Consider the following 22,609-nt stretch of genomic DNA (forward strand, 5'->3'; position numbering starts at 1 on the left):
AGAAAGGGCAAAAACGGTATAATAAGACTGTTTGGGCAATTGCATTCTGATAAAAAACAGACGAGTAAGATTGCCACAAGACAGTTGACTTAAAGCTTACTTTTGCAAGACTGAAGATTAAATTAGGAGCTGACTGATATTGCAGTTTAGTTATTAGACCTCTTAATTTACCTAAGTCTCTGACAAGAGAATGATATAAGAAAGAACGGACAGATGATTACCTCTATTGTTTTTGACGTTGACGATACTATTTACGACCAACAGGCACCTTATCGTATTGCCATGGAAAAATGTTTCCCTGACTTTGATATGAGTCACATGAATCAAGCCTACATTCGTTTCCGCCACTATTCTGATGTTGGTTTTCCACGTGTAATGGCAGGTGAGTGGACAACCGAGTATTTCCGTTTTTGGCGCTGTAAAGAGACCCTTTTGGAGTTTGGCTACCGTGAAATTGATGAAGAAACGGGTAACCATTTCCAAGAGGTTTACGAGCATGAATTGGAAAATATCACCATGCTTGATGAAATGCGCATGACCCTTGATTTCCTCAAGGAAAAAAATGTTCCTATGGGGATTATTACCAATGGACCAACAGAGCACCAACTTAAGAAAGTCAAAAAGTTGGGACTTTATGATTACGTTGATCCTAAGCGTGTCATCGTCAGTCAGGCAACAGGTTTCCAAAAGCCTGAGAAGGAAATCTTCAACCTCGCAGCTGAGCAATTTGACATGAATCCATCGACGACGCTCTACGTTGGAGACTCTTATGACAATGATGTCATGGGTGCCTTCAATGGTGGCTGGCATTCTATGTGGTTTAACCACCGTGGACGTAGCCTCAAACCAGGTACTAAGCCAGTCTTCGACTTGGAAATCGATAGTTTTGAGCAACTCTTTGGAGCGGTGAAAGTCCTTTTCGACCTTCCAAATAACAAATATATCTTTGATATCAATGATAATGAAAATCCAGTCCTTCAACTAGGTATCAATAATGGTCTTATGATGGCGGCTGAACGTCTTCTTGAGAGCAATATGAGTATTGATAAAGTGGTTATCCTTCTTCGTTTGAATGCGAACCAGGAAAAAATCCTTCGTATGAAATATGGAAGATAATAGAGCGGCCTCGTGTGGCCGTTTTATTGTCTAGAACGTGAGATAAGGAGTTTGAAAATGGTAGAAATCAACAACTTAAAACATGATATTGAAGCACTAAGTGCTGAACGTGAGGCTTTGAGAAAAGAGGTCGAATCACTCGAAGCCAAACGTGACGATCTCTTTGAAGGTGTTAGAGATGCAGAACAGATGAAGTGTCTTGCCTGGGATTCCTATAATGCATTATCAGACCACCTTAATACTGAAGAAAAGCAACGAGAGTTTGCTAACAACTATTGGGAACATGTTCATAGAACTGTCAAAATAGATATGGAATTTGTTTTGAGTCGTGGTCTTCGTTTTAAGCGTTTATTGTCTGAAGGACAGTATGATCTTGTCTTACAGGAACTAGACGTTTTCGAAAAGGAATTAGATGATTTGGCTCGAGGATTTGGTGTTGAATTAGACCGTTTGCCAGAGGAACCGAGTTGGAAATAATGGAAGTGAAGCTCTTGAAGTAGTAGGCTTTAAGGGCTTTTTGAGTGCAAAAAAGCGACCCTTGTTCAGGATCGCTTGTCTTATGAAGTCAGTCGATGATTTAGCTGATCTTGTTTTGTTCATCCATATAAGATGTATCATTCCAACATTTGAGAGTGAAGTGCTCGAAATCATTGGTTTCGAGAATAGTGACAGAAGCATTGTCAAGACCTCCTGCCTTACGAAGAAGACCCGGTTCAAAACCAAGGAGGGTACGGATAGAAGCTGTTAGGTTAGCTCCGTGACCAACAATGAGGATATTTTTAGCATCACTATCTTTAAGTGTTTTGACAAATTCGGCCACACGTTTGGTTGTCTGGTAAACAGATTCAGCTTGGAAGTCATTAGCACGGAAGTTGGCTAGGTTATGACGGAAGGCATCCATTTCTTTTGGATAGATGGCCTGAACGAGTGAAATTTTTTGTCCTTCCAGTTTGCCAAGCTGCCATTCACGCAAAGCTTTAGTGTAGGTAACTTTAGCTTTAGGTTTTTGAGACTCCATGATGAGCTCTGTAGTTTTTTTAGCACGTGGTAGGTCACTTGAGAAGACCAAGTCAAAATGAGTGTCACTAAGATAGTGACCTAGCTCACGTACTTGTTCAACAGATTCTTTAAGCAAAGGCGAGTCTCCCTTGGCGCCTTGAAGTCGGCCTTCCAAGTTCCACTCAGTTTTACCGTGACGTACAAAATACAGTTTCATGATTACTCCTTAATATCAGCAAATTCAGCATTAACAAAATCAGCAAGTTCTTGACTATTGATACGGATAGAGCGCCCAATTTCTCCCGCTGAGACAATAAGGAAGCCAGCTTCTTGGGCAGATTGATCGATGTAAATAGGGAAATTGTGCTTTTGGCGAATACCCACTGGGTTGTTGGCCCCGTGAACATAGCCAGTTGTTTTTTGGAGATCCTTTTGTGGAATCATTTGAACCTTCTTGTTCCCTGAAATTTTAGCTAATTTCTTTTCAGACAGGTGTTCGGTGATAGGGACGATACCGATGACTGGTCCTGTCTTATCCCCCTTAAGGGCAAGGGTTTTATAAATGCTCTCACGCGCCACATCTTCTGGAAGCTCCCCTTCTAAACCATTGAAGGATAAGCTATCATGGTCAATCTTAGCTTTATCAAGAATTTGGTCAACCAAGGTCTTCTTGACTTTGCCTTTCTTAGCCATTTTCATATCTCCTTTTAAAGTTATACATTTCTACCATCCATTATAACACATTCGACCGAACACGCCTAAACCAATTTGACAAGAAGAAAACCAGTGTCTAAGGCACTGGTTTTTACTGACTACTAGATGAACTTGTCGAAGTAGTCTTCTTATTTTTAGTTGGTTTTTGCTTGATCTTACCAAAGAGTTTTTCAAAGGTTTTACGTTTGTTTTTCTCAGGATTGATTTGGTTAAGATCTAGTATATTGTCGAAACCAGGTAGGCTTCCTTGTGATGTATATTGGTGAAGGTCATAGTCGATTTCAGTATTTGGCAAAGCCTCATAATAACCAGAATCGGTACCATAGGCTGGAATCCAAACAGCATCGAAGTTTTTAGTTGAAACTTCTTGCTCAAGCATGAAATAAGCACCAATATAGAGACCAACTTTTTCAGCTCCAAGACGTTTGAGCTCAGCGAGAAAGGCTTGAACACCTTCTTCCATGTTAGACATGGTTTCCTCTTCAACGTCAATCCAGTAATAGGTAGGTTTGTATGGAGAAGCATTTTTGTAGAAAATACGAGCTTCTTCCTTCATCTCCTTTACAGAAGTACCTTGAGCGTAAGAGTAAACGGCAACTGGAACGTCACGTTTTTTGAGTTCTTTGATATGTGTTTTAAAAGATTTGTCGATCCCATTTGAACTAGCGGCATTACTATCCTTACTAATCTGTGATCCACCAAAGACGCGGACGATAGCACCAGAAATATGATTTGACAAGACATCGTAATCGATATCCTGAGGTAGTTGCCACCCCGAAAGGTCGATAATGGGATTGAGTATCAGCTCCTCGTCGGAACTGCTAGATGTACTACTGGTTGTTGTTTTTGGTTTAGTAGCAGAAGGAATAGCAGATTTCACGTTTTGAAGATGCGCCTGCTGTTTGGACGTATTGTGAATATTTGCAATAACTAATGCTAATCCTAAAAGAGCTAGAACCACGTAAACAACGATCGGTTTTATTCTTTTTCTCATTACTCCCATTCTACCTTAAATAGCGCAAAAATGCAAAATAGAGTGTTTGTAAATTCTGTGAGAGATATTAAAGTGACTGATTTTCAAAAAGCCTTTGTAGTGCTGACTTAGGCACATTTTATGAATAAGGGTGTTTTGCGCTGGTCTTGAATTAAGTGAATTTTTCATTTATTAAAGCAAGAAATTTAACTTAAAAGTCAGTTTCTTCCTTGAAACTAGCGCCACTAGTGGCATCAGACCAGGCGACAAGAGCTTGAGCAGAGTTATCCAGATAGGTCTTGAGAGGTTGCTTCAAATCATAAATGGTCTCCCAAAATCCTAGGACCTTTCCTTCGTTGTCGATAGCAGCTTGGTAGGTTTGGATAAGGACTTGATCAAAACTGTCTGTTGGAATCTGATAACTTCTTTCTTTGGTAGGAGAGGCTAGCACTTCAGACATAATCCAATCAGGCAGATTTTCATCCTCACGGGGAAAGAAACTACCGTCAGCGCCACCGTTGTCGTAGAGAAAGTTTCCTTGGGCATCATAGGCTGCTAATTTATAGGGCAGGTGATTCAGTAGAGTTTTTAAATCATTCATACCTTCATCATAGCTTCTTTCAGGAGAAATGGCAATGCTTTGGATTGAGAAGAATACTATCATAGGATAGTATCAGTTTGTCCGAGGAAAGTATTATCTCTTGGAGCAGTATCAGGGTATAATAAGGTAAAAGAAGACTCGAGGTGAGAACATGTCAAAACTTATTTTTCTAGATGTTGATGGGACGTTGGTGGATTATCATAACCGCATTCCTGAGTCAGCAATCAAGGCTATTCGTCAGGCCCGTGAAAAGGGGCATCTGGTCTATGTTTGTACCGGACGTAGCAAGGCAGAAATGCAACCGGAATTATGGGAAATTGGCTTAGATGGGATGATTGGTGGCAATGGCTCTTATGTAGAGCATCATGGCCAAGTCCTCATGCATCAGCTGATTTCCAAGGAAGATGCAGCAAAGATTGTGGATTGGCTGACAGAGCGCCATCTTGCCTTTTATCTGGAGAGCAATAATGGTCTCTTTGCTAGTCCTGATTTTCGGGAGCGGGCGCGTGAGACACTTAAGACTTACGCTATTCAAAAGGGGCAATCTGCAGAATCTGTTGAGGGTAAGGAACCAGAAGATTTCATTCATGGCCTCCAGTATGGTGGAGAACTCTATCGTGACGACCTAAACAAGGTCAGTTTCGTTTTGGATTCCTATCAGGATCACTTGGATTCCAAAGAAGCTTTTCCACAGCTTGAAGCCCATACTTGGGGAGGGCGAGGTGAAACAGCCTTGTTTGGTGACTTGGGTGTTAAGTATATTAACAAGGCCCATGCCATTGATGTTCTTTTGGAACATTTGGGGGCTAAGCGTTCGGATACCATTGCTTTCGGCGATGCCAAGATTGATATCCCTATGTTGGAATACTGTGAGGTTGGCGTTGCCATGGGAAATGGTGACCCAGAAATCTTGGCTATGGCAGACCTAGTTACAGACGATGTTGAAGCTGATGGCTTGTATAAGGCTTTTGATAAATTAGGCTTGTTGCAATAGAAAAAACTGAGTTACCTAGGTAACTCAGTTTATGTTTTATGCTGGTTTACGACCGATAAATTTTTTCAAGAGATATAAGAGATAGCCAACAGCGATATACCCAGCACTGATGACTAGGACATTTACCAAGACCTTGTTCCAACCAAATTTATTGACATTGATAAAGAAGTAGGCGAAGGGGCTATCTTTGGCACCTGGAATTGGGAGTTTTAGCACCAAGCCATTTAGAAGGGCAAAGGCAAAGTAAGACAGAGGGACCACGGACCAGTAAATTGGCTCACGTAGACGGTAGGCTTTCTTAGCATCGAAAATGAGGGTATCAAGCACCAATCCCCAAGGGACAATATAGTGGACCAAGAAGTTACGGAGGGTCCAGAATTTCTCAGGTTCTGTAATAGGTGCCAAGAGGATGTGATAGATGACTCCAGTGATGAGGATGGCCATAGTTACACCACCCTTGTAACGCAAGAGTTGGGTGTTAGTCGTCGCATCCCCTTTTTTAAAGTCATAGATGATAAAGAAAATCAAACTAGAGAAGACCAGGATATTGGACAAAACAGTGTAATAGAGCAACATACCCCAACCATCGTCATGGATTTGGATAGAGACTCCTACCAAACCACAGAGAGCTAGTAAGATACGGTAAAATCGTGAAATAGCCATAAGCTTCCTTTTCCTAATAAATAATCTCTCTTATCATATCACATTTTTCACTAACAATTTATTGAAAATTCTAGTAAAATCAAAGTAAGAAAAACTTTAAGGAGTAATGATGTCCCATTTAATCGATTATCTTGATAAGGTTAAGGATTTGCCTTTCGACCAAGAGCCTCTTAATATCTTGGATAAGGTTTGCATCAATGAAATTGGCTACCTGACTTATGAAAAATGGCTCTCAGCAAGTGATTTGAAGGAAACCATCAATTTACATGACTATGCTGAAGGGAAGGACTTAAATCCAGACTACAGCTTCATGGTGACTAAGGAACGGGTAGATTTGGCTGAAGCCATGGTCAGGTCTAGGCGTTTCGCTGGACTTAATCTAAGTGACTACTGTAGTGTCTTGGACAAGGAAGTGGAAAAGCAGTTTGCGGCTATGATTTTCAGCTTGCCTGAATTGGACTACCAGCAGATTGTCTTTCGTGGGACAGATGATAGCGTTATTGGTTGGAAGGAGGATTTTCAACTGACCTACAGTCGGGAAATTCCTGCGCATCGCTCAGCTATGGCCTTTCTGGAGAAGCACTTGCCAAACCTCAGTGGTCATATCGCTGTTTCTGGACACTCCAAGGGTGGCAATCTTGCCCTCTATTCGGCTGTTCAGAGTTCGACTGTCTTGCGTGAGCAAATAGCAGAGCTCTTGCTTCTTGATTCTCCGGGCTTGATGAAGCCCCTCTTAGAGAAGCCTTCTTACCAAGAGTTGAAAGCCAAGATGACGGTTATCAGACCTCAAGAATCAGTTGTGGGAGTCATGCTCTACTGGGACAAGGTCGCAAAGCTCGTAGCAGCAGATGGCATAGGCATCGCTCAACACAATGTCTTGCTTTGGCAGGTTGACTTGGAAACAAATGATTTTGTTTATGTGGACCAGCCGACAGACCTGAGTCAACGCTTAAAAGAGACCTTCCAAGAATGGATTGAGACCTTGCCTAATCAAGAACTCAAGCAGGTTTGTGACTTGTTCTTTGATACCATTCTTGATTCTGGAATTGAAAGTCTGGATGATATTGGTATCAAAACCCTTCCTAAGCTAGGTCAACTCTTGCAAGAATTCGGCAATCTCTCGGACCAACAAAAGAAGGTCCTTCAAGACGGTTTCAACCAGTTACTCTGGATATTTTGGAAGTCGGGAAATAAGAAATCTAGTCTGCCCAAGCTAGAACTTCCTGATTTTATCAAGAAGTTGAGTGAATTAACCAACAACGATTAGAGACAGCAGATTATAGAAGTGGAGAATTTTATGCCTAAAAACGTATTGATTACAGGAGCAACATCAGGAATTGGGGAAGCAACTGCGCGTGCCTTTGCCGAAGAAGGAGAAAATCTCATCCTAACAGGTCGCCGTGTGGAGCGCTTAGAAGCTCTAAAAGAAGAGCTCCAAGCAACCTATCCAAATCAAAAAGTTTGGACCTTTGCCCTGGATGTCACTGATATGGCCATGGTCAAGGATGTTTGCCAAGGCATTCTCAAAAGTGTAGGTCAAGTCCATGTCTTGGTCAATAATGCAGGTCTGGCACTAGGTCTAACAGTTTATCAAGACTATGAGGAGTGGGACATGCTGACCATGCTCGACACCAATGTCAAGGGCTTGATGATGGTGACACGTCAGATTTTGCCAAGCATGGTTGCCGCCAATGAGGGCCATATCATCAATATGGGCTCTACGGCGGGCATCTATGCCTACGCAGGGGCAGCCGTTTATTCAGCTACCAAGGCCGCAGTAAAAACTTTCAGCGATGGCTTGCGTATCGATACCATTGCTACAGATATCAAGGTGACGACCATTCAACCTGGTATCGTTGAGACAGACTTCTCTCAAGTTCGCTTTCACGGTGATAAGGACAAGGCAGCCAAGGTTTATCAAGGGTTAGAAGCCTTGCAAGCCCAAGATATTGCGGACGCAGTTCTCTACGTCACCAAGCAACCACGACGCGTCCAAATTTCGGACATGACTATCATGGCTAACCAACAAGCCACAGGGTTTACCATTCATAGAGAGGAAGACTAGGAGAAGCTTATGAAGAATCACACTAATCCAGCCATCGGCAGTAGCTGGGAAGACTTACAAACAAAACTCTTTAGCAAGGAAGAAATTGAAGCCAGTTACCAAAGAGTGGAAAAACTCATTCAGGAAAAGGTTCGTAAATAGATAATGAAAACACGGCACCAAGCTGTGTTTTTTTGTTCGAATTTTCCCAAAACTATGAAAGAAACTGTGAAAATGCTATAATGTAAGGGATTACGACAGTTTTGAGGTAACAAAATGAAGAAATTAATGAATAGAATCAATCAATTTAGAGATGATAGGGATTGGCGTAAATTTCATAATGAAAAGGATTTAGCTATCTCCATATCACTAGAAGCAAGTGAACTTCTTGAGTTGTTCCAATGGAAAAACTCAGAGGAAGTTGTAGAGAGCTCACTTAATGAAATTAAGGAAGAACTTGCTGATGTATTGATTTACTCTTTGATGATGGCAGATAATTTAAATTTGGATGTTGAGGATATTATAAAAGAAAAAATTGAAATAAATACAAAAAAATATCCTATAGAATTAAGTAAGGGTAACAATAAAAAATATACTGAATTGGAGAAATAATGGTTAAAGTAAAAAGTCCAATTGTAAGAGAAATAGAGTATGCAAGCGACTCTCTCGTAAATCTTAAAAATCAACTTAAATATAGTGAGCACAAAAATGAAAGAAAATTACTATTTGATTATCCGGTAGTTTACATTGTTAATGATGAAAACAAGAATCAATTTAGTGTATATGTTGGAGAAACAACTGATATAATTCGGAGAACTAGCCAACACTTAATTGATGATATAAAAAAAGACGATAGAGATGATTGGAGAGATTTTGCGACATCTTCTACAACGAAGATGTTTGTAATTGGTCACAATCATTTTAATAAGTCGTTAACTCTAGATATAGAAAATCGTTTGATGCTTTATTTATCAAGTGTTGAAAATGTCAAAAGAGTACATAATAGAAAAGAAAATCCTCAAAATGAGTATTATACATCTGATGAGTTAGATTCAATTTTTCTTAAAATTTGGTATTCGTTAAGAAAGAGAAATAAGTATTTATTTCCTGCTGAGAGTATTGTTCGAAATTCAGCAATTTTCAAAGCATCTCCGTTTCATAAATTGACAGAAGAACAAATTGAAGCTAAAAATAGTATTATTAATAAAATAAGTGCCTCAATTAGTAAAAATGAAGAGGGGACACTTATTCTAGTTAAAGGAGAAGCAGGTGCAGGGAAGACGGTTTTAATGAGTTCTTTGGTAGATGATTTATTGAATTCTGATGATATTTCATTTATTAAAGATAATAATTACATTAATCTTATTGTAAACCATAACAACCAATTAAGTGTATATAAAGAAATTGAAAGAAAATTAAATTGGAATAGTGGTTCAAGCTTGGAAGTAGCGATGAAGCCTACTCAATTTTTAAACGCTTTGAGAAAAGAGAAAATCAAGGCTGGAGTAGTCATAGTTGACGAAGGGCATCTGCTTCTTACTGCGAAAAATCAAGCATATCTCGGCGGAAATCATTTAAAAGATTTATTAGCGCAGTCAAAAGTAGTTGTTTTGGTTTATGATGATAAACAAATTATGAATAAATCTCAAATGTGGACTGATAATACATTTTTAGAATTAGAACATGAGGCAAACCTAGAAGGAAATTTAATTCAATTACGTAATCAAATGAGAATAAAGGCTAATCCTGAAACTGTTAATTGGATTCGTAATATTATTGATGAAGGTGAAATTAAGGAATTAAAAAAAGACAATCAATATGATATTAAGTGTTTTGATTCTCCGTTGGAATTGCAAAATGCTATTAAATTAAAGGATAGTGATCAAAAATTAGGTATTTCTAGATTAGTGGCTACATATGATTGGCCATTTGTTGAAGAGAAAAAGAAACAGGCGACTCCGAAATGGTTTGTAGAGATTGATGATTGGAAAGCTCCTTGGAATCAACAATTAAAGGCAGATAAGAAATATGCAAAATTGTCTTGGATAGAACAACCTCAAACAATTAATGAAATAGGTTCTACGTTTACAGTTCAAGGATTTGACTTGAACTATGTTGGTGTTATTATCGGACCATCCGTGAAATATAGAAACGGCAAAATCGTATTTGATATTACTAAGAGTAAAAATAAAGGCGCTGTTCAAAACAGAAAACTTGAAACAGGTGAAATGATAAACTATGGAGAAACATTATTAAAAAATGAGTTAAATGTTTTGTTGACACGTGGCGTAAATGGCCTATACGTCTATGCAGTTGATGAAGAACTTCAAAAAGCATTAAAAAATGCGATAAAATAAGATAACTTACATATTCCAAAACTTTTTCCGAATAATAGAAGTAGAGGGGACAACCCTCTATTTTTAGTTGAGGAGATGTAAATGGAAAAAAGACATAAGCATGTCTCACCGACCTTGGATATTATGGCTAAGAAGATTTTTAGCCTGCCTGAGGTTACGGTGGCATTTATTCGAGATATTTTGGATTTGGATGTTGTGGATGCTCAGATTTTGGAGGGGACACAGCTTCATAAAAAGGACTTTGATGAGGATGAGCTCTTTTCAACCTCGGTGGATGTTCGAGCCAAGTTGAATGATGGAACCGAGGTTATCATTGAGATTCAGGTGCGTAAGCAGCATTATTTTCTCAATCGTTTTCATTATTATTTGGCTAACCAGCTGGTAGAAAATGTGCAACAATTACGCCAACAAGGGCAGACGCATAAGATGTATGAGCAGATGGAGCCGGTCTATGGTATTGCTATCTTGGAGAAGACCTTGTTGCCAGATGAGGAGTCCCCGATTAATACTTATTGGATGGCCAATAGTCGGACGGGGAGGCCTTTGAATGCTTACTATAAGGATGGGAAACAGCAGAACCTTCTTCAGATTGCCTTTTTAGAGTTGGATAAGTATAATAAAGATAAGCATATCAGGGATGAAGGGCGGCAGTGGCTAGAGTTCTTTGGAAATCTCCCATTTTCTAAGGAACCTAGTCAAGCGGTCACGCATGCCGATTCATTACTGGATTCATCCAGCTGGACACAGGAGGAAAAGGCGATGATTGATGAACGCATACGTATTCAAGAAAATTATGACATGACTATGGAAACAGCTATCGATGAAGCACGTGAAGAAGGCTTGGAACAAGGGTTAGAGCAAGGACTAGAGCGTGGACTTAAACAAGGGTTAGAACGAGGTCGTTATGAGGGACAACTAGAACTGATTCGTAAGATGCTGTCAAAAGGTCTGTCGTTAGAAGTAGTATCGGATGTGACTGGTTTATCGGTTGAAGAATTAGAGACATTGTTATCGTAAGAATCAGTTAGGAATAAACATTTATTTGAAAAGTCAGAGGCAGTTTTTGTCTCTTTTTTTATTTTTGGGTATTTAACATTTGTAATACTTAAACATTCGGAAAATAATACTTTGAATCGTAAAATTAAAAAAGACTGTCAAACGTTTGACATAAATCTGAGAAAACAGATTTAATACAATTTGATTGTTTTAGCCGATAAATCTTGCTAAATAAGCCTTTATGGAAGTTTAGAGTTTTCTCTTTCTTACACGTGAAAGAAATTACCTTTTTGTGCGACATTTTTAGACTATAATTTAGAAATGAATAACTGAACTTTCTAATATGACATTTTTGTTAAGGCCTTGTTAAAATGGATTACTTAGCCTTTTATTTTGTGTTCTCATGACTTATAATTTGTTTTGGTTTGTTTTGGATTAAAGAAACAACAGCATCATTAAGTACATCAAATATTTAAGAGTCTCTGTTTTTAGTTCGAGAATAGCTTAAAACTAAAATGGAGAGATTGTGAAAAAAAGTATCGGGAGAATTAACTTGTTTAGAGAAAGTAAAACAAAACCAAAGTACAGCATCCGAAAATATTCCATTGGGGCAGCATCGGCTTTGATTGGCTTCATGGCCCTTGCCAATGGGCAAGCAGTTCAGGCTGACGAGGCACAATCGATTAGTGACTTGACTGATGCTTCAAATCAAGCGCAGGCCCCTCAAGCGGTTTCAACAGCTCAGTTGGCGACTTCAGAGCTAGCATCAGAGAGTGTGCAAGCTTCTCAGCCTGCCAATATTATGCCGTCTCAACCTCAGGTAAGGACTGTTCAAGCAGCTGAGCAGACTCCGACCATCGATCAAGTGATTGAGACAGGCACCTCTCAAAATCAAGGAACGTCAGCAAATGTCTTAACCAATGCGACTGAGGGTCAAGGACAAGGCAAGGAGTATAACACAGATGCCTACGGTGCCAAAATGCCTTACACGACTCATGAAGCAGAAAATGCGACTATCGAAAATGGAGCTACAATCCAACAGTCAACTGACATGGAATCTACGGCCGTGGAAGCGACGAACCAAACTTATGTCGAGCTTCCTAAAAAAGATGCAGCAGTTACTTTCAATGTCACCGAGCCAGCCAATGCTTTGAATGTGCGTTATACAATACCTGATGGTGCATCAGGTCAGTTGGATGTGCAGGTTAATGGTTCAAGCGTTGGTAATCTTGATTTGTCATCTCACTCAGCATGGCAGTACCTTAAAGGTGACCACGAATATGATCAAGTCGTTGATGGATCAAGTGCACGCTTCCGTTTTGATGAGACACGTCTTCTCCTCAAGGACATCCAATTGAAATCTGGTGATAAGATTTCTTTGGTTAAGAAGAAAGATGACAATGTCCCTTATGGTATTGATTTTATTGAGCTAGAACAGGCTCCAGCGCCAGTTGCCCAAGGTGAAAATAGCATCAGTATTGTGGATAAGGGTGCATCTGCCAATGATGATAGTGATGACACAGCTGCCCTACTTGCGGCTGTTGAGGAAGCTAAAGCTAGCGGAAAATCTGTCTATATTCCAGAGGGACGTTTCAATTTCGACAAACAAGTTAATATCGAAGCTGATAATCTAAAAATTTCAGGTGCTGGTGTTTGGCATACACAACTGCACTTTACAAGTGATAAACGCTATGGTGGTGGAATTGTCTTCGGTCATAATAGTAATGGCATTGAGTTGAGCAATCTTTACATGGATTCTAACTTGACGTCTCGTTATAATGAGGATGCGCAGTACAAGGCTATTTCGGGAACACTTGGTAAGGATTCGAAAATTCACGACATCTGGGTTCAGCATTTTGAAGTCGGTATGTGGATTGGAGACTACGACCAGACGGGAAATATGAAGTATACGGACGGTCTTGTCGTTGAAAATGCTCGTATCCGTAATAACTTAGCTGATGGTATTAACTTTGCCCAAGGGACCAAGAATTCAACAGTTAAAAACTCTAATATCCGTGGGAATGGTGATGATGGTTTAGCCATCTGGTCAAGTATTTCAGATGGTACAAATGCCGCGGCTGAGGAAAATAATAAATTCCTCAACAACACCATTGAATCAGGCTGGCGTGCGGCTGGTATCGGTATTTTTGGTGGTAAGGGGCATGAAATTTCAGGAAACCTCATCAAGGACGTCTTTGCTGGAGCAGGTATCCGTGTAAACACAGTCTTTGCAGGCCACAATTTTGACCTCAATGATTCTGGAATTAAGATTCATGACAATACCATTCTACGTTCAGGGACAACTAATGACCTCTATAACCTCCATCGTGGTGCTATTGATTTCCAACAAGTTCGTGGAACAATCAAGAATGTCGATGTTTACGATAATAAACTATTGAATACCTTGGCTGATCCAGTGATTACCAAAAACTTTGAGATGGGTGACAATGGTAATGGAGAAATCCGTTTATCTAATAATACGATTGACAATAAGGCGACGATTGTTGGGGTTGTCTCAGCAGTTTCTCCAACAAAACCTGAACCAAAGCCTGTCAATAATCCAGTCTCTGAGACTTCAGTTTCCGAAACGCCAAAGAGTGAGGAAAGTTCATCAGCCCCAGTTTCCGAACCATCAAACAGTGAAGTAGCTTCCGAGACTTCAGTTTCAGAAACACCAAAGAGTGAAGCAGGTTCAAGCACCCCAGTTTCAGAAGCATCAAACAGTGAAGTGGTATCCGAGACATCAGCATCAGAAACACCAAAGAGTGAGGAAAGTTCAAGCACTCCAGTTTCTGAAGTATCAACTAGTGAAGTAGTTTCTGAGACATCAGCATCAGAAACACCAAAGAGTGAGGCCGGCTCAAGCACTCCAGTTTCTGAAGCATCAACTAGTGAAGTGATCTCAGAGACTTCAGTTTCAGGAACACCAAAGAGTGCGGAAAGTTCATCAGCCCCAGTTTCCGAAGTATCTAACAGTGAATTGGTTTCTGAAAATTCAGCATCAGAAACACCAAAGAGTGAGGAAAGTTCATCAGCCCCAGTTTCCGAGACTTCTAACAGTGAAGTAATCTCAGAGACTTCAGTTTCAGAAACACCAAAGAGTGAGGTAGGTTCAAGCACTCCAGTTTCCGAAGCATCAACTAGTGAAGTAGTTTCTGAGACTTCAACATCAGAAACACCAAAGAGTGAGGCAAGCTCAACTGCTCCAGCCTCTGAGTCACCAAAGAATGAGGAAACTTCGGTAGCTTCATCTACTAGTCAGGTTGACGTAGCAATTACTTCTGACAGCCCAGAGAAATCTCCAACTTCAGAAAGTACACAAAAGGATCCGATTAGCGAGGTTTCTTCAGAAGTTATTGAAAAAGGTTCAACAAGTCAGGTCGATGTCAAACTTTCTGAAGCTCCAACAACAGCACGTACATCTGAAGTTGTCAGCATCTCGCCAAATAGTCAAGTCGCTTATAACAATGACCTAAAAATCTCTGTAACAAGCAGTCAGCTCGCCTCAGAAGCTATTCGCTTTAATTCTCTTTTGAATGAGAAGTCTGTGGATGTGATTGCAAGTAAAGTCATGGCGGTTATGGCCTATGAAACATTAGCTTCAGAAGTGGCATCACTTACAAGCTCTGAAGGTGTTGCCAAAGAGATTAGCAGTGATTTGTCAGAATTGGCGGAAAGCAAGAAGGATGACACACCTAAGAATGTCGCTCGTATTGATAAAGCAACTGAGGCAAAACAGGTGGCCAAGAGTTCTGAAAGCCAAGCTAGCACTTCAAAAGAAAAAGGTAAGTCTAATACGACAACGGTCTTCCTACTTGTCGGAGTTGCTGCAGCACTAAGTATATCTACAGTTTATCTTACAAAACAAGGTAAAAAAGCAGGTAAGTAATAGATAAGAAGCATCCATTAAATTGGGTGTTTTTGTTTTTAAGCAAGATCTAAGATACCTAATGTCATTATTCTTTATTTTTAATCATCCACTTTGATTTGGTTCTGTATAATTAAAGTGATAAGAAAAATTAAGGAGTTAAGATGATGAAAGAAAAAAGAAATAGTAGGATTTGTTTATTTGCTCTCCTTGTTTTAGTATTTACTTTAGGATTCGGATTTTCATTAGATACTAGCAAACAATCTTTGGCTGTGAGCTCTCAAGTGGTTCAAGCGGATGAGAACAATGGTATCTTGGCTTTTAATGGTCAAAAGCAGTTTGTCATGGAGGAGAAGGACCAGCTAGGACGTGCCCGCAGTGCTCATATACAGTTACAAGATAAGGACGAGCCGAAGAATAAGCGTCCCGGTAAAATAAAATATGATCCTGTAGGATGGCATAACTATAAGTTTTATTATGGGGACGGTAAATCAAAATCTTGGCTAATGAATCGAGGGCATTTGATTGGCTATCAGTTTTCTGGTGTCAATGACGAGGGCAAGAATTTAGTACCTATGACTGCCTGGTTGAATTCTGGAAATTATAAAGGAACCGACGAAGGTAATCAGTCAGGTATGCTTTATTATGAGAATCGCTTGGATAACTGGCTAGCACTCCACCCTAACTATTGGTTAGACTATAAGGTAACAGCTATCTACAGTGGAGACGAGTTGTTGCCTCGTCAAGTAGAACTTCAGTATGTTGGTATTGATGGTTCTGGAAATCTCTTGGAAATTAAACTTGGTGGAGATAAGGAGACTCTTGACAGTCAGGGAGTTACGCATGTTATCTTGGATAACCAATCACCAAATGCAGAAATCAATTATGCAGATGGGACAGCGACAAATACGGTTACTGAATTTACTGAAGCACCATCTGAGCCTAGTTCTGAGAGTTCACAGGTGACTGAACAACCAAGTTCTGAACCAGAGCCTGTGCAACCTGCACAAGAAGAAAGTCGAACAGTTTATGTGGCGCGTCATGGTACAGCAGATGTTTATTGGTATGACATCAACAGTATGCCTAGCAATACCAACAAAGCAAATGTCGTTACAATGACAGAAGCAGATGCCCTAGCCCAAGGTAAACGACACACGTCTAAAGAGTAATACAAAAGCTGGACATCTTGTCCAGTTTTTTTGTAAAACGACTCAGATTTTACCACTTTTATCTGAAAATTTGATATACTGAGACTATCAAAGATACTTGAAAGAGAGGTTAATTGACTCTTTTTCAGTACAAGAAAGGAATAAAAATATGATTTGGATTATTATTGCCATTATCGTTGTTCTTGTAATTTTTGTTATTGCAAGTTATAACGGCTTGGTTAAAAGCCGTATGCAGACTAAGGAGGCATGGAGTCAAATTGATGTTCAATTGAAACGTCGTAATGACCTTCTTCCTAACTTGATTGAGACTGTAAAGGGATATGCAAAATACGAAGGTTCAACGCTTGAAAAAGTAGCAGAACTTCGTAATCAAGTAGCAGCTGCGACTTCACCAGCAGAAGCGATGCGTGCTAGTGATGAATTGACACGCCAGGTTTCTGGAATCTTTGCGGTTGCTGAAAGTTACCCTGACCTTAAGGCTAGTGCCAACTTCAGCCAGCTTCAAGAAGAGTTGACGAACACTGAAAACAAAATTGCCTATTCACGCCAACTTTATAACAGTGTAACAAGTAACTACAATGTGAAATTGGAAACATTCCCAAGCAATGTTATTGCTAAGATGTTTAGCTTTAAGGCTGCTGAATTCCTTGAAACACCTGAAGAAGAAAAAGCTGTTCCTAAGGTTGATTTCAGTGGACTAGGTAACTAATATGTTATTTGATCAGATTGCTCGAAATAAGAGAAAGACTTGGCTTTTGCTCCTGGTCTTTTTCCTCTTGTTGGGCCTTGTTGGTTATGGTGTCGGCTATCTTTGGTTAGGTTCAGGCTTCGGTGGTTTGATTCTTGCTCTAGTTATCGGTTTTATCTATGCCGTTACCATGATTTTCCAATCAACCAATGTCGTTATGGCTATGAATGGTGCACGAGAGGTTGATGAACAAACCGCTCCAAACCTTTATCATGTGGTTGAAGATATGGCTATGGTGGCACAAATACCGATGCCACGTGTCTTTATTGTCGATGATCCTTCAATGAATGCTTTTGCGACGGGGTCTAGCCCTAAAAATGCTGCTGTGGCTGCTACGACAGGTCTTCTTGCAGTTATGAATCGTGAGGAACTTGAAGGGGTCATAGGGCACGAAGTCAGCCATATTCGTAACTATGACATCCGTATCTCGACTATTGCAGTTGCCTTGGCATCTGCCATCACCATGCTAGCTGGTATGGCTCGCAATATGATGTTCTGGGGTGGAGGCCGTCGTCGTAATGATGATGACCGTAATGGAAGTAGTGGCTTGGAGATTATTCTTCTCATTATTTCCTTGATTGCCATTATTCTTGCGCCTTTGGCAGCTACCCTGGTTCAGTTGGCTATTTCACGTCAGCGTGAATTTCTAGCTGATGCTTCTAGCGTCGAATTGACACGTAACCCACAAGGTATGATTAATGCTCTGCTTAAACTTGATCATAGTGAACCGATGCAACATCACGTGGATGATGCTAGCGCAGCTCTCTATATCAATGATCCTAAAAAGGAATCTGGTTTGCAGAAGCTCTTTTATACGCACCCACCAATTTCAGAACGGGTGGAACGCTTGAAACAAATGTAAAAAAAGTGAGACTGATGACACTTCTAAGGGTGTTTATCAGCCTCGCTTTTTTAGTTTGATTCAATATAAAGGTTGCTAGCAACAGTTTCTGGAATTTGAATTTCTTTTCCATCAATATTCAGGCGGTAGAGTTGTGTAAAAGGGTCAAAGCCTTTCAAGGTAAAAGTTACTCCAATTTTAAGACCGACAGTTTCCAAATAATGGAGTAAATCAATTTGATCCTGAACTCGACGAAGTACATAGTCTCCAGGAGTTAGGTCTTGTGTAAAAGTCTGGTTGTAGATTTCCTCTATGAGCTGACCTGACTTGGGGATTTGCCCACCGTGTGGACAGGTTTGGGGGTAATTGAGTAGGCGGTCAAGGGCATTGATAAAGTGATCAGAGACAGTATGCTCTAAAATTTCAGCCTCTTGATGAATTAGGTCACAAGTATATTGCAAGTGGTCCACCAAAAAGACTTCGATGAGGCGATGTTTCCGATAGAGTTCAGCAACATTGATTTTACCAGTTTTCGTTAGAAGATAGCCTTTGACTTTGTCTTTGATGATGAGGTCTTCTGAAATCAATTTCTTAATCATTTCCGTCACAGCAGGTGGAGACACCTGCATACGGTTTGCGATTTCCTTATTGCTTATTTTACCTTCTTCAGTACCAATCTCATAGATACATTTGAGGTAGTCTTCTTTGTTAGGTGTCATTTCTCTTCCTTTGAAAATAGTCTCACCTTAGTATAACAGATTTATCATAAGAATACAGAATATTTCTTAGATGAGATTTTTACTGATTCAAGCCTTGGGTGATTTTATCCAGATTATATTTCATCATGTTGTAGTAGCTATCACCGTCTTGCCCTTTTTCAGCAATAGAATCTGTAAAGATCTTTGCATAAATAGGAATATTGGTATCCTTAGATACTGTTTTCATAGGGCGTTCATCGACACTGGATTCGACAAAGAGAGCTGGTACCTTTGTTTGACGTAGTTTTTCCACGAGTGTTTTGATTTGGTCTGGTGTGCCTTCTTCTTCTGTATTGATTTCCCAGATGTAGGCAGATGGTACGCCATAGGCTTTAGAGAAGTATTTGAAGCATCCTTCACTAGTGACAATCAGTTTTTTCTCATCGGGAATCTTGTTAAATGTCTCTTTAGCTTCTTGGTCCAGTTTACTAAGTTTGTCAGTATAGGATTTTAGATTCTTTTCGTAGAAGGTCTTGTTTTTAGGGTCCTTAGCAATCAGTTGCTTGGCAATATTTTGAGCATAAATAATCCCATTTTCCAGATTAAGCCAAGCGTGGGGATCTTCCTTACCTTTTTCTGATTGACCTTCAAGGTAAATTACCTCAACACCATCACTAACTGCAAAATAATCTTTATTTTCTGTCTTATGAGCATTCTTGACTAACTTAGTAAACCAAGCATTTCCACCAGTTTCTAAATTGATGCCGTTGTAAAAAATCAAGTCAGCTTGCGATGTCTTCTTTACATCATCAGGAAGAGGTTCGTATTCGTGAGGATCCTTACCAACGGGTACAATACTGTGGAGAGTGATTTTATCTCCAGCAATATTTTTGGTGATATCGGCAATAATGGAATTGGTCGTAACGACTCGTAATTTATCCTTGCTACTGCCTTGTTTATTGGTACAAGCTGTTAGAGTAACTACCGCTAAAAGTAGTAGTACTATTGTTGATAGTATTTTTTTCATATTATTTTCATCCTATTATTTTATTGTTTATAAGTTTTTTTCATGCCACTTTGTTTAGGGGCGATGAAAAAGCTGATGAGAAAGAGTAGAGCAGACGTTAATACAATGCACGAACCAGCTGCAATATTAAAACTATAGCCTATAAAAAGACCTAGAACAGATGCCAAAGCCCCCAATCCTGATGAGAGAAGAATCATTGTTTTTAGGCTATGAGCATAAAGGTAGGCAGTCGCAGCCGGTGTAATTAAAAGTGCCACAATAAGAATAGTACCGACACTTTGCATGGCAGTTACAGCAACCAAGGTTAGAATAACCATCAGTAAGTAATGGTAGAAGGAGACTTTAACTCCCATTGACTTGGCCAAAATTGGATCAAAGGATGTTAGGAGTAGAGGGCGAAAGAAGATTGTAATAGTTGCTAGTACGAGAAGTGAAACGATAATCGTTATCCACATGTCCATGTCTTGTACAGCTAGAATATTCCCGAAGAGAATATGAAAGAGATCTGTGGAACTATTAGCAACACCGATGAGAATAATACCGAGAGCTAGAAAGCTCGAAAAGGTAATCCCAATTGCCGTGTCACTCTTAATAATGGAATTACTTTTGATATAGGTAATCATTGTAGAAGCTAAAAGTCCAAAGATGATGGCTCCTATGAAAAAGTTAATACCCAAGATAAAGGAAATGGCTACCCCAGGTAGAACCGCATGTGAAATTGCATCACCCATAAGTGACATCCCTCTTAGAATAATAAAACAACCAACAGCACCCCCGACAATTCCAATAACTAAAGCCGTTATAAGAGCATTTTGTAAGAAGTGGAAATTTAGCAAACCATCAATAAATTCAGAAATCATTTACATCTCCTTTATAAAATAAACTGTTACCGTAGGTTTTACGGAGATTATCCTCATTAAAAATAAGATTAGTAGGCCCACTAGCAATCAGTTTACGATTTAGGAGGATAACTTGGTCAAAATAATGAGGAACTTTGCTCAAATCATGGTGGACAATAAGAATAAGCTTACCTTTGTCCCTAAGTTCTCTCAAGGTGTTCATGATAATATCTTCGCTAACGGAGTCAATCCCTACAAAGGGTTCATCTAATAAAATAATATCAGCCTCTTGTACAAGACAACGAGCGATTAGAACACGTTGAAATTGACCTCCTGATAATTGGCTTATTTGTCGATGGGCCAGATCATTTAGACCGAGTAGTGTTAAAGCCTCTGTGACCTTAGACCAATCACTTTTAGATAGACGTTTAAAGAACTTGGTTTTGGGATAGAGTCCTAGAGAGATGCACTCTCTGACAGTAATCGGAAAGTTAAAATCAATATCAGCCTTCTGTGCAACATAGGAAATACGATTCAATTGCTGACGAATAGGTTGTTTATTGAAAAGGATTTTTCCAGAGTGAGGAATAATATCAATTAATGCTTTAATTAGAGTTGATTTACCAGCACCATTTGGTCCAATAATTCCAGTAATACTAGGTCCCTCCAAGTTTAAGGTGATATTATCCAGAGCTAATGTCTGTTGGTAAGACACATTAATATTTTCAATTTGAATCATTAGCTACCTCCTTGAGTTTAATATACTTTAAAACAAAAATTAAGTCAAGTTAACTTATATAATTAATTGAACTTAATTATTTTATCGTTGTCAAGATGACAGAGGATAGTGAATGAGAGTACATTTTTTATATCAAATATTTAGCCTGATCAAACTGTTTGATATTTGGGAGAGGCTACAAGGAACATTATTTTTACAATTTGTACGATCTCACTCTGTATTTCAAGAAATCTTTAGTTTTTATTTTTTAAAACTAGTCATATTTCCTTATTTCTGGCATAATAGATATATGAAATTAACGATTCAACGAATGGCTCGAATAGCCATTCTGTCAGCTCTGGCAGTAGGATTGCGGTCAGCATTTATAGGATTGCCAAATATTCAGCCTATTACAGCTATGTTTTTTGTGGCTGTTCTTTATTTGGGTTTGGTTGATGGTCTATTGATTATGGCTTTAACCATGTCCATCTCAGGATTCATTTTTGGTTTTGGTCCCTGGGTCTTTAATCAGATTCTGGCTTTCGGCGTCTTGATGGCTCTTTGGAGTTTGATGGCACCTAGGTTGTCACTTGTTTGGCAGATTGCTTTGGTTACTCTCTTGTCCTTTCTCTATGGGGTTCTCATGGATTACAGCTATGGCCTCCTATTTAAAAGTGGGATTACCTTTGTTATTTCTGGTCTACTTTACGACACCTATCATGCAATATCGACGCTTCTATTTTATCCATTCATACAGTCTATTTTTCGGAGGTTTTTGAAATGAAAAAATTATTAACCTATATCTTTCTCGCCTTATCACTTGTTACCCTAGCAGCCTGTGGAAAAAATGAGGCAGCTAAACTTACTAGTAGCACAAACAATCATCAGTCTAAGGTTCAAGGTCAAGTGACTTTGATTTTGAAAACAGATAAGGAAAGTAAGAAAAAATCAGTAGAAATCCAAAAAGGGGATACAGTGCTTGATGTCTTGGAAGAGGTCTATCCTGTTCAAGAAAACGATGGCTTTATCACTGAGATTGATGGTATTTCTCAAGATAAAGATAAGGGCATCTATTGGATGTTTGATGTTAATGGGAAACTTGGTGAAAAAGCAGCCAACCAACTTAAGGTTGAAGATGGCGATGAAATCAAATTCTATCAAAAAAAGTATAATTAAGATTCTGAACTCTGTTTCAGAGTTTTTTTTTATAAAGTTCGGAAATAGACTTAAAAAATTGTTTGAAA

Annotated in this window: 24 protein-coding genes; 15 read left to right on the forward strand and 9 right to left on the reverse strand. The window is 39.3% G+C overall.

The window, feature by feature from the left end; all coding sequences use genetic code 11:
• The first annotated feature begins 213 nt into the window (after positions 1–213).
• Positions 214–1,116: an HAD family hydrolase gene (locus tag A6J31_RS02810; RefSeq protein ID WP_002890593.1), complete on the forward strand. Its 903-nt coding sequence runs from the start codon at positions 214–216 to the stop codon at positions 1,114–1,116.
• A 57-nt stretch (positions 1,117–1,173) separates the two neighbouring features.
• Positions 1,174–1,593, forward strand: a complete 420-nt coding sequence (locus A6J31_RS02815) for a hypothetical protein (protein WP_014634219.1) — start codon at positions 1,174–1,176, stop codon at positions 1,591–1,593.
• Between the two features lie 100 nt (positions 1,594–1,693).
• Here the strand turns inward: A6J31_RS02815 and A6J31_RS02820 are convergent, their stop codons facing one another.
• From A6J31_RS02820 to A6J31_RS02835, 4 genes are all read right to left on the reverse strand, one after another.
• Positions 1,694–2,332, reverse strand: a complete 639-nt coding sequence (locus A6J31_RS02820) for a histidine phosphatase family protein (protein ID WP_080610398.1) — start codon at positions 2,330–2,332, stop codon at positions 1,694–1,696.
• 2 nt (positions 2,333–2,334) lie between these two features.
• Positions 2,335–2,808: an aminoacyl-tRNA deacylase gene (locus tag A6J31_RS02825; RefSeq protein ID WP_014634221.1), complete on the reverse strand. Its 474-nt coding sequence runs from the start codon at positions 2,806–2,808 to the stop codon at positions 2,335–2,337.
• A gap of 112 nt (positions 2,809–2,920) precedes the next feature.
• Positions 2,921–3,823 carry a glycoside hydrolase family 25 protein gene (locus tag A6J31_RS02830; RefSeq protein WP_070655210.1) on the reverse strand — a complete coding sequence of 301 codons (903 nt, stop codon included), beginning with the start codon at positions 3,821–3,823 and terminating at the stop codon, positions 2,921–2,923.
• A gap of 190 nt (positions 3,824–4,013) precedes the next feature.
• Complete coding sequence (locus A6J31_RS02835) at positions 4,014–4,403, reverse strand: sodium transporter (protein WP_080611232.1); 390 nt, start codon at positions 4,401–4,403, stop codon at positions 4,014–4,016.
• Between the two features lie 151 nt (positions 4,404–4,554).
• Between A6J31_RS02835 and A6J31_RS02840 the strand changes: the two genes are divergently transcribed.
• Complete coding sequence (locus A6J31_RS02840) at positions 4,555–5,397, forward strand: Cof-type HAD-IIB family hydrolase (RefSeq protein WP_080610399.1); 843 nt, start codon at positions 4,555–4,557, stop codon at positions 5,395–5,397.
• 36 nt (positions 5,398–5,433) lie between these two features.
• Here the strand turns inward: A6J31_RS02840 and A6J31_RS02845 are convergent, their stop codons facing one another.
• A complete protein-coding gene (locus A6J31_RS02845) occupies positions 5,434–6,060 on the reverse strand; it encodes a Pr6Pr family membrane protein (RefSeq protein WP_080610400.1) in 627 nt (208 codons plus the stop codon).
• A 109-nt stretch (positions 6,061–6,169) separates the two neighbouring features.
• Between A6J31_RS02845 and A6J31_RS02850 the strand changes: the two genes are divergently transcribed.
• The 10 genes from A6J31_RS02850 to htpX all read left to right on the forward strand — a co-directional run bounded on the left by A6J31_RS02850 (position 6,170) and on the right by htpX (position 18,104).
• Positions 6,170–7,327, forward strand: a complete 1,158-nt coding sequence (locus tag A6J31_RS02850) for an Mbeg1-like protein (protein ID WP_080610401.1) — start codon at positions 6,170–6,172, stop codon at positions 7,325–7,327.
• Positions 7,328–7,357: 30 nt separating this feature from the next.
• A complete protein-coding gene (locus tag A6J31_RS02855; RefSeq protein ID WP_080610402.1) occupies positions 7,358–8,125 on the forward strand; it encodes an SDR family NAD(P)-dependent oxidoreductase in 768 nt (255 codons plus the stop codon).
• 9 nt (positions 8,126–8,134) lie between these two features.
• Positions 8,135–8,266, forward strand: coding sequence for a hypothetical protein (locus tag A6J31_RS11775; RefSeq protein WP_263970029.1), 132 nt, complete (start codon positions 8,135–8,137; stop codon positions 8,264–8,266).
• Positions 8,267–8,380: 114 nt separating this feature from the next.
• A complete protein-coding gene (locus A6J31_RS02860; RefSeq protein WP_080610403.1) occupies positions 8,381–8,716 on the forward strand; it encodes a nucleotide pyrophosphohydrolase in 336 nt (111 codons plus the stop codon).
• Positions 8,716–10,461 (forward strand): DUF2075 domain-containing protein, encoded by a 1,746-nt coding sequence (locus A6J31_RS02865; protein ID WP_080610404.1) that lies wholly within the window; start codon positions 8,716–8,718, stop codon positions 10,459–10,461. The genes A6J31_RS02860 and A6J31_RS02865 overlap by 1 nt, the downstream gene beginning before the upstream one ends.
• A gap of 81 nt (positions 10,462–10,542) precedes the next feature.
• Positions 10,543–11,478: an Rpn family recombination-promoting nuclease/putative transposase gene (locus A6J31_RS02870; RefSeq protein WP_080610405.1), complete on the forward strand. Its 936-nt coding sequence runs from the start codon at positions 10,543–10,545 to the stop codon at positions 11,476–11,478.
• Positions 11,479–12,010: 532 nt separating this feature from the next.
• Positions 12,011–15,346 carry a YSIRK-type signal peptide-containing protein gene (locus tag A6J31_RS02875; RefSeq protein WP_080611234.1) on the forward strand — a complete coding sequence of 1,112 codons (3,336 nt, stop codon included), beginning with the start codon at positions 12,011–12,013 and terminating at the stop codon, positions 15,344–15,346.
• Between the two features lie 143 nt (positions 15,347–15,489).
• On the forward strand, positions 15,490–16,494 hold the full coding sequence (locus tag A6J31_RS02880) for a DNA/RNA non-specific endonuclease (protein WP_080610406.1): 1,005 nt from the start codon (positions 15,490–15,492) through the stop codon (positions 16,492–16,494).
• A gap of 148 nt (positions 16,495–16,642) precedes the next feature.
• A complete protein-coding gene (locus tag A6J31_RS02885; RefSeq protein ID WP_002884070.1) occupies positions 16,643–17,203 on the forward strand; it encodes a LemA family protein in 561 nt (186 codons plus the stop codon).
• Position 17,204: 1 nt separating this feature from the next.
• On the forward strand, positions 17,205–18,104 hold the full coding sequence (htpX, locus tag A6J31_RS02890) for a zinc metalloprotease HtpX (RefSeq protein ID WP_002884129.1): 900 nt from the start codon (positions 17,205–17,207) through the stop codon (positions 18,102–18,104).
• A gap of 50 nt (positions 18,105–18,154) precedes the next feature.
• On the opposite strand, the gene A6J31_RS02895 is transcribed toward htpX, so the two are convergent.
• The 4 genes from A6J31_RS02895 to A6J31_RS02910 all read right to left on the reverse strand — a co-directional run bounded on the left by A6J31_RS02895 (position 18,155) and on the right by A6J31_RS02910 (position 21,386).
• Entirely contained in the window at positions 18,155–18,802 is a 648-nt protein-coding gene (locus A6J31_RS02895; RefSeq protein WP_037600899.1) for a metal-dependent transcriptional regulator, read from the reverse strand.
• Between the two features lie 79 nt (positions 18,803–18,881).
• A complete protein-coding gene (locus A6J31_RS02900) occupies positions 18,882–19,808 on the reverse strand; it encodes a metal ABC transporter substrate-binding protein (RefSeq protein WP_070476393.1) in 927 nt (308 codons plus the stop codon).
• A gap of 20 nt (positions 19,809–19,828) precedes the next feature.
• The gene (locus tag A6J31_RS02905) at positions 19,829–20,668 is read right to left on the reverse strand and encodes a metal ABC transporter permease (RefSeq protein ID WP_080610407.1); all 840 of its coding nucleotides are present in this window, start codon (positions 20,666–20,668) and stop codon (positions 19,829–19,831) included.
• Positions 20,658–21,386, reverse strand: a complete 729-nt coding sequence (locus tag A6J31_RS02910; protein ID WP_021144381.1) for a metal ABC transporter ATP-binding protein — start codon at positions 21,384–21,386, stop codon at positions 20,658–20,660. Before A6J31_RS02910 ends, A6J31_RS02905 begins: the two co-directional genes overlap by 11 nt.
• Before the next feature lie 289 nt (positions 21,387–21,675).
• Between A6J31_RS02910 and A6J31_RS02915 the strand changes: the two genes are divergently transcribed.
• On the forward strand, positions 21,676–22,149 hold the full coding sequence (locus A6J31_RS02915; RefSeq protein WP_014634243.1) for a membrane protein: 474 nt from the start codon (positions 21,676–21,678) through the stop codon (positions 22,147–22,149).
• Positions 22,146–22,541 carry a DUF4430 domain-containing protein gene (locus tag A6J31_RS02920; protein ID WP_002884044.1) on the forward strand — a complete coding sequence of 132 codons (396 nt, stop codon included), beginning with the start codon at positions 22,146–22,148 and terminating at the stop codon, positions 22,539–22,541. Before A6J31_RS02915 ends, A6J31_RS02920 begins: the two co-directional genes overlap by 4 nt.
• Positions 22,542–22,609: the final 68 nt, after the last annotated feature.

The organism is Streptococcus sp. FDAARGOS_192, from assembly GCF_002073815.2.
GTDB lineage: Bacteria > Bacillota > Bacilli > Lactobacillales > Streptococcaceae > Streptococcus > Streptococcus salivarius_H.